The organism is Arthrobacter sp. Y3223164, from assembly GCF_059091005.1.
The window spans coordinates 1-4,523 of the sequence record NZ_JBNHGF010000237.1 but is presented as its reverse complement, the minus strand read 5'-3'; the positions used below and the strand labels follow the sequence as shown (position 1 = coordinate 4,523).

General features: G+C 68.0%; 3 protein-coding genes. 1 reads left to right on the top strand and 2 read right to left on the bottom strand.

Features of this window, described 5'->3' with window-relative positions; all coding sequences use genetic code 11:
• Both AC5RUJ_RS11640 and AC5RUJ_RS11635 read right to left on the bottom strand, forming a co-directional pair.
• Positions 1 to 1,513: lipopolysaccharide biosynthesis protein (locus AC5RUJ_RS11640; RefSeq protein ID WP_494155894.1), on the bottom strand; the 1,513-nt coding region annotated here is incomplete at its 3' end.
• A 15-nt stretch (positions 1,514 to 1,528) separates the two neighbouring features.
• The gene (locus AC5RUJ_RS11635; protein WP_494127934.1) at positions 1,529 to 3,187 is read right to left on the bottom strand and encodes a P-loop NTPase family protein; all 1,659 of its coding nucleotides are present in this window, start codon (positions 3,185 to 3,187) and stop codon (positions 1,529 to 1,531) included.
• A 380-nt stretch (positions 3,188 to 3,567) separates the two neighbouring features.
• Between AC5RUJ_RS11635 and AC5RUJ_RS11630 the strand changes: the two genes are divergently transcribed.
• Positions 3,568 to 4,523, top strand: a 956-nt coding sequence (locus AC5RUJ_RS11630) for a sulfotransferase domain-containing protein (RefSeq protein WP_494155893.1), incomplete at its 3' end; no start/stop codon positions are given.

Sequence of the window (4,523 nt, the reverse complement as noted above, 5' to 3'; positions counted from 1 at the left end):
GCCGCCACACCGCCGCCGCATAGAGCACCGCGGCTGCCGCCGGCACCGCCGCCTGGACAGCCGGCGGCCACACCAGCACATGTGCGGCCAGCCACGGCGCCGCACCGAAGACCAGCAACAGGAAGGCGGCCATCGCCACAACTTCCCGCGAGGTCGGCACAATATGCAGTGTCCGGTGCACCTGGATCAGGCACAGGACATTTTTGAGTACAATCGCCGAGGCCCACGCTGCCGCCGCCCCGAAGATGCCAAGCACCGGGACCAGCAACAGGCAGAGCACCACATCGGCGGCCAGTGCCAGCGCGACGTTGATCAGCGACAGGCTGCTGCGTCCGGCCATCAACAGCAACACGTCCAGCGGTCCCATGGCCGCGCCAATCAGCATGGCGCAGGCCAGCAGTTGCAGGCTTCCGGCAGCGAGGGCGAAGGAGGAACCGAACAACAGTTCCAGGAGCCATTCGGCATAGGCAGCGATCAAGAGGTACACCGGCCAGGTCAGCATGACCGCCCACAGCGTCATCTTCCGTGCCACCATCTTGGCCTGGTCCGGCTGCCCGCGCGCGAGGAGCCGCGCAAGTTGCGGTTCGCTGACCTGTTGCATCGCGCTGGTGGCCATCTGGCCCACCACCAGGAATCGCGTGACGGCGGTGTACAGCGCGGCGGCCGACGGCCCGGCGAGCACCGTGACCAGCGCGATGTCCGCCCGCTGCAGCCCGACCTGCGCCAGCCGGGCCAAGCCGCGGGGGATCGTGAAGTTCCAAAATGCGGCGCGCGCAGCGTTGGCGCTGCTGGGACAGTCGATGACGGCTGCCGGCGAGGTGCCGGTGAGCGAGCCCGGATTCGCCCGCAGGATCCGCAGCAGCCCCGCGGCCGCGAGAACCAGCCCCAGCAGGTAGGGCGCCGTCCAGGCCAGGGCCAGCCCTACGGCGTCGGCACCTGATAAGCCTGCCAGCAGGACGCAGGCAAGCTGCAGGCAGGGGCGCAGCAGACGCTCGACGACGATCGTCGGCCGCATGTGCGCAAGTCCCCGCGAGACGGCCAGCAGAAGCTCGTACGTTGCGCCAATGGGCAGCGCGGCGGCGAAGACCACGATCACGTCCCGTGTCGCCGGCGCGCCTCCGAGCAGCTGTCCGAGCGGCCCGGCCAGCAGCATTCCGGCGGCCATCACGACCAGGCTGGCGGTCAGGGCGGCCAGCAGGCCTTCCACAACCAGCCGGCGGTTGTGCCTGCTCTCGGAGCGAGCGTTGTTCCATGCAATGGACCGGATGAGTCCCTGGTCCACGCCGAGTTGGCACAGTGCCAAGGCAATCAAAAACAGCGACGTCACGGCGAACAGGGAACCGGCGGTCTCCAAGTCCCAGAGCCGGGAGACCAGGACAATGAGCACGAAGTTTGCCCCGGCAGAGATCCCGCTCCCCAGGATGTTCACACTGCCGGAGCGTGCTATCCGGCGGACTGCGGCTTGGCCGTCGTCGTCATCCTGCCGGACGCGCCCGTTACCCTTGGCGAACACGGAAGACGCCACCGGTCAGCTGCGGGAGAGCGGCCGGGTGCGCTCGTCGACCCCCGTTGAGCCTGGCCCGTCGGCGGTGCTCCCGCCATCGACGGGTCCCCCTACCGGGACCGGTTCAAGGCTGGCCGCTTCCTGGCGTTGGGTCGCGGGCGGCGGCGGCGTGGCCCTGCGCCGCCTGGAACTCCGGCGGAGGAGCACCGATCCAAGCATGGCGGCACCACCATTGCCCAGCAGTTCGCGGGCCGCCGACGCTTCCATGGCTGTAGACCGGCCCTGTGCCGCGACCAACACCGCCTCACGGCAAGCGCGCATCAGCGAGCCGCCAGTGGCCGAGTCGGCGGTAGGTCCAACAACGAGCACTAAATCCGAGGCGTTCTGCAGGGTGGCCAGCACGGTGTCCAGGCCGCGGTGCTGGACCAGCGCCGACAGGCGTTGCGGCTCCCGCCCCGTTTCCAGCACCGCTACGTGCTCGGAAACCGGAACCAGGAGCGTCCGGGCTTCCGACGGCGGACGTTGGCCGTTCAAAAGCTCGCTCAAGCCATCCCTGGCCGCTGCACCGTCCTGCCCGGGGGCGGACGCCTTGCGATCAAGCGGCGCCGTGCCGTCCGCCATCACCACCACGGTGCGGAGACCGGCTTCCTCGAACGCCTGCGCCAGCCCTTCGGACACCTGCCGTGCCGCCGTTCCTTGCGAGAGACCGGCAAGCAGGACAGTGTTGTTCGGCAGGAACGTCACGCGCTGCAACGCGTTGCTCAGCCGGCGATAGTCGTCCAAGGCGGTCTCCGCGTTCCCCCCTGCCGCGAGCGCTTCCACCGTGCCGAGCACCGGACCTGTTCCTGCGGCAACAAGATCCGGTCCGTCAAGGATCCGCTGATGCAGATGCTCGCGCAAGAGGGCCAGCCCGACGCCCACTGCCACGGCCACAAGGACTATCCCCCCGGCAATCAGCAGCGGGTCCACGCCGTCAGGGACGGTGGGGAGGCTGGCCGGATCGATGATGTCTCCGGGATCCAAGGATCCTGCCTCCGCGTCCGAAGCCTCCAGCCTTATTTCCGCAAGCTGGTTGGCGTACAGGGAGACCTGCTGCTCGAGGTCCAGTACGGCCGCCTGGTCTGGTTTTTCCGCGGCCCGCGCCTCGTTTAGCGCGGCGGACGCCTGGTCCAGCAGCTGCGTCGCGGACGCGATCTGCTCATCGTGCATCGCCGATCGGGCCTCCAGTACGTCGGCGGCCCGGTCGCTGCGGTACTGCAGGTAGGCCTCGGCCAGCGCCCCGGCCACGGACTGGGCCTGGGCCGGTGAGTCAGCGGTGTAGGTGATGTGCACTACCTGGGAGTTGGACGGCACCTCCGTGGCGATGAGCTGCCCGGCATCTTCGCCGAGCGCATCTCCGACAGATTCCCTGGCGAGTCCGATCACGGCCTGCGTGTGGACCAGCCCGGCCTCGGTGGTTAACGCGGCGAGCTGCTCGTTTCGCGTCGGCGGCGTCGCCGGCGAGAAGGGATTGCCCGACAACGGTTCCAAGAAGACAACGCTGGTCGACGAATACTTGGGCACGCTGCCCGCAACATAGGCTCCGGCGCCAAGTACCCCCAGCAGCACCACGGCCAGCAGCAACAGCCAATGCCGGCGCATGGCACGGCCAAAGAATGCTGGGCGCGCCGATGAATCGTCCATGATTAAACCCCCAACTTTTGCCGGCCGGCTTCCGCCTCCGGCGTCCCCCAAAAGTTTTCCCCAAAAACGCCCGCCTCATGCCCCAAGCGGTGCGTCGTGCCCAGTCTTGCACAGAACCACAACGTGTGGAATAGCCTGCTGGGGCAAAAATTAACGCTTTCATCAATAGCGCCGATGCTTTCCCCGAAATCCTTGACAGGAATCAATGCCGCCGTGATTATTGGCAAATCTGGGGGCGAACGGCCGGCACAATTGCCGTGCCGCGGGGAACGGCTTCCAGCCATGGGGGAGTCGTGATGGGTATCAACATGTCAAGCGCTCGGCCGGCTGTAAAGCCGCGGGTGGATGCGGCAAAGCGGGAGGACAGCGGCGTGCGCCGCATGGCGCCACTCACCAAGCGGGGGGAGCACGGCGGCGCGCTGCAAGGGCGGCAACATCCGGCGGTCCTGATGCTCGGCGGATTCGGCCGCAGCGGGTCCACCCTGTTGGAACGTTGCCTGGCAGAATGCCCCGACGCCGTCGGCGTGGGCGAAGTGCTTCATCTGTGGGAACGGGGGCTGCGCGACGACGAGCTCTGTGGTTGCGGCCTGCCGTTCAGCCAGTGTGGTTTCTGGCAGCAGGTTGGCGAAGCTGCTTACGGCGGCTGGCCACGGGTGGATTCCATGCAGGCGATTCAGGACCGCTTCGCGGTCGTGCGGAACCGCTTCCTGCCGGAGCTGGCGTCCGGGCTGCCGCTGCCGGGACGCAGGAAGCCCCGGGAACGCCTCCTGCACCGGCTCGACTCCCTGTACGGGGCGATTGCCCAGGTCAGCGGTGCCGGTCTCATCATCGACTCCAGCAAACATCCCGCGTACGCATACTTGCTTCGTGCGGCCAAGGTGCGGCTTCGATGCGTGCTGGTGGTCCGGGACCCTCGCGGGGTGGCGTATTCATGGGCCAAGGTCGTGAGGCGTCCCGAGAGCACGGGCGCGGAGGCGCTGATGCCCCGGTACTCGACGGCTGCCGCGGTCACCCGCTGGACCCTGTATGGAGTCCTCTTCCACGCCCTGACGCTGCTGCGCGTACCGGTCATGACCGTGCACTATGAGGATTTCATGGCCAGGCCACGCGAAACAGTCCACGATGTCCTCCGATTCGCCGGCGTGAACGCCGGTGCGGCGATGGAACACATCAGCCCCGCGGAAGTGCAACTCGCTGCCCATCACACCGTGGCCGGCAACCCGATGCGGTTCCGCACCGGCGCGCTGCCCATCCGTTTGGATGAGGCTTGGCGGCGGCAGATGCCGGTGAGGGACCGGCGGATCGCCGCCGTGCTCAGCGCCCCGCTGCGCGCCGC